Source organism: Streptomyces sp. NPDC029152 (genome assembly GCF_055564355.1).
In genome coordinates this window covers 1-3,581 of the sequence record NZ_JBVHWR010000052.1, presented here as the reverse complement: position 1 = coordinate 3,581, position 3,581 = coordinate 1, and the positions used below count along the sequence as shown (strand labels likewise).

Sequence of the window (3,581 nt, the reverse complement as noted above, 5' to 3'; positions counted from 1 at the left end):
CCAGAGCGGGGTGGAGTTCCTTCTGGCGCAGGGGCACACGGTGTTCCTGGAGTCCAGCCCGCACCCGGTCCTCACCGTCGGCATCGAAGAGACCGCGGACCGGGTCGTGGCGTTGGAGTCGCTGCGTCGTGACGAGGGCGGTCTGCGGCGGTTGGTGGATGCGGCCGGTGAGGCCTGGTGCCGCGGCGTTCCGGTCGACTGGGCGGGCATGCTGGCCGGCGGCCGACGGGTCGACCTGCCCACCTACCCCTTCCAACACCAGCACTACTGGCTCGAGGCCCCGGCGCACACGGACCATGCCACGGCCAGCCCGGGCGTCGACGAGTTCTGGGCAGCCGTCGAGCAGGGCGACGCCGCTGTGCTGGCGGACCTGCTGCGGGGCTCGGCGGCGGAACCGGTGCAGGATCTTCATGCGCTCCTCGTGAATCTGCTGCCGACGCTGTCCGCATGGCGTCGAGACCGTCGACGGAAGGCGGCGGTGGACTCCTGGCGGTACCGGATCGCGTGGCGACCGGTCGCCACGCCGCAGTACGCCAGGATGTCGTCGGGTCGCTGGGTTGTCGTCCTGCCCGCCGGCCACGAGGGCGACCCGGTCGTCGACTGGGTCTGTTCGGCGCTGCGCGGCCACGGGGCCGAGCCCGAACAGCTGGTGCTGGACTTGCGGGAGAGCCGTTCGGCGCTGGCCATGCGTCTGGCTGCGGATCCCCCCGCAGGCGTAATTTCTCTGCTCGGGCTGAGTGGGGCGGTGCACCCCGACCACGAGGTTCTGCCCAGCGCCGTCGCTGGCACCGTTCTGCTCCTCCAGGCCCTCTCCGATGCGGCCGTACGGGCACCGGTGTGGAACCTGACCCGCAACGGTGTGTCCGCGACGGCGACGGACCCGGTGGCTCCCGCGCATGCTGCGCAGGTATGGGCCGTGGCCCGGGTGGCCGGCCTGGAGCACCCGGAGCTGTGGGGCGGCCTGCTCGACCTGCCGGACAGGCTCGACGACCGGGCGGCGGCCCTGCTCGCCGCTGCGCTGTCCGTAGACGAAGGCGAGGACCAACTGGCGTTGCGGTCGTCCGGGTTGCTGGCGCGGAGGCTGGTGCGTGCACCCGTCCCGGACGTTGCAGCGGCGCCCGTCTGGCAGCCCCGCGACACCGCGCTCGTCACCGGCGGCACCGGTGGCCTCGGCGGGCAGGTCGCCCGCTGGCTGGCGGATGCGGGCGTACGGCACATCGTGCTGGTCAGCCGCCGGGGTCCGACCGCGGACGGCGCCGACCGCCTGCGCGACGACCTCACCGCCTGCGGGGTGCGGGTGACGATCGCCGCGTGCGACGTCGCGGACCGCGCCGCACTCACGGCGCTCCTCGACCGGGTACAGGCAGACGGTCCGCCGATCCGTACGGTCGTGCACGCGGCCGGCTCCGGTCGCGCCGCGCGATTGCTGGACACCGACGCTGAAGAGATCACGGCGGTGCTGCGGGCGAAGACGGCCGGAGCACGCCACCTGCACGAACTCCTCGACGACCTGGACGCCTTTGTGCTGTTCTCCTCCGGAGCCGGCGTGTGGGGCAGTGGTGCTCAGGGCGCCTACGCGGCGGCCAACGCCTACCTGGACGCGCTGGCCGAACAACGCAGGAGCCAGGGGCAACCGGCGACCTCCGTCGCCTGGGGCGCCTGGGCCGGTGACGGCATGACGGCGAACGCCGGCGAGGAGTGGTGGGGCAGGCAGGGACTGCGGTTCATGGACCCCAGGGCCGCGCTCGGCGCGCTGCACCAGGCCATCGACCGCGCCGAGGCCACGCTGGTCGTCGCCGACGTCGACTGGCGGACGTTCGCTCCCCTCTTCGCCTCCGCCCGCCCCCGCCCTCTCATCGCCGACATCCCCGAAGCCCGCTTCGAGCCGACGCTGGACACTGTGGGCCAGCTCACGCCGGACCTCACAGCCAAGTTGGCGGCGCTGTCCGAGGACGAAGGGCGGCGGGTCCTGCTCTCCGAGGTGCGGGCGCAGGCCGCGGCGGTGCTTGGCCACCCCGGCGCGGACGCCGTACCGGTCGACCGGCCGTTCCGCGAGCTCGGCTTCGACTCCCTCAGCGCGGTGAAACTGCGCAACCGGCTCGTCGCCGCCACGGGGCTCGATCTTCCGGCCACCCTGGTCTTCGACCACCCCACGTCCACGACGCTCGCCGCGTACCTGGGCGCCCGGCTCGGAATCGACCACAACCCTGCCAGGTCCTCCCTGTTGGAAGACCTCGTACGGCTGGAGTCCACCGTCGCCTCCCTGGCCGCGGCGCCCCTCGCGGAGGCCGTGTCGGACGCCCGGGACCGAGCGGCGTTCACCGCACGGCTGCGGGCACTGCTGGAACGGTGGTCCCAGGCCCAGGGCGAGGACCTGATCGCCACCACTCGAGAAGAGATCGACGATGTGAGCGACGACGACCTCTTCGACTTCATCGACGCCAAGTTCGGCCGTTCGTGATCTCTGTCGAACACCACGACCACCACGTGAAAAGGACGGGTCTCTCCATGGGAGACGAGCAGAAACTCCGCACCTACCTCCGGCGCGTCACTGCCGACCTGGCCGACGTGACGGAGCGGTTGCAGCGAGCAGAGGAGAAGAACTCCGAGCCGATCGCGATCGTCGGCATGGGGTGCCGTTACCCCGGTGGGGTGCGATCGCCTGAGGAGTTCTGGACCCTGCTCACCGAGGGCGTCGACGCAGTGGCCGGCTTTCCCGAGGACCGTGGCTGGGACCTGGACAACCTCTACGACCCCGACCCCGACGAACCGGGCAAGTGCTATGTGAGCCAGGGTGGGTTTCTCTACGACGCGGGCGAGTTCGACGCCGCGTTCTTCGGTATCTCGCCGCGCGAGGCCCTGTCCATGGATCCGCAGCAGCGGCTGCTGCTGGAGTGTTCCTGGGGCGCGCTGGAGCGGGCCGGCATCGATCCGGGCTCGCTGCGCGGCAAGGACGTCGGTGTCTACATCGGCGCATGGAACAGCAACTACGGCAGGGGCGGCGGGGCGGAGAGCTCCGAGGGCCACCTGCTGACCGGCAATGCTTCCAGCGTGGTCTCGGGCCGCGTGTCGTACGCGCTGGGACTGGAGGGCCCCGCCGTCACCATCGACACCGCCTGCTCCTCCTCCCTGGTCGGCCTGCACCTGGCCGCCCAGGCTCTCAGGTCCGGCGAGTGCGGCCTGGCGCTGGCCGGCGGCGTCACCGTGATGTCCACCCCCCTGTCGTTGGTGTCCTTCTCCCGGCAGCGAGGGCTCGCACTCGACGGTCGATCCAAGGCGTTCTCGGCGGACGCCGACGGCATGGGCATGGCCGAGGGCGTCGGCGTACTGGTTCTGGAACGCCTCTCGGAGGCGCGCCGCAACGGGCATGAGGTCCTGGCCGTACTGCGGAGCTCGGCCGTGAACCAGGATGGCGCTTCGAACGGCCTGAGCGCTCCGAACGGACCGGCGCAGCAGCGTGTCATTCAGGCTGCTCTGACCACCGGCCGCCTGGCTCCTTCTGACATCGACGTCGTGGAGGCGCATGGGACGGGGACGCGGTTGGGTGATCCGATCGAGGCGCAGGCGTTGTTGGCGGTGTA

General features: G+C 71.5%; 2 protein-coding genes. Both read left to right on the top strand.

All coding sequences use genetic code 11. The features are described from left to right. A partial coding sequence (locus ACZ4V6_RS36395; protein WP_467835532.1) for an SDR family NAD(P)-dependent oxidoreductase occupies positions 1-2,461 on the top strand: 2,461 nt, incomplete at its 5' end. Positions 2,462-2,508: 47 nt separating this feature from the next. Continuing rightward, positions 2,509-3,581 (top strand): beta-ketoacyl synthase N-terminal-like domain-containing protein (locus ACZ4V6_RS36390; protein WP_467835530.1); only part of this gene is annotated, 1,073 nt, incomplete at its 3' end.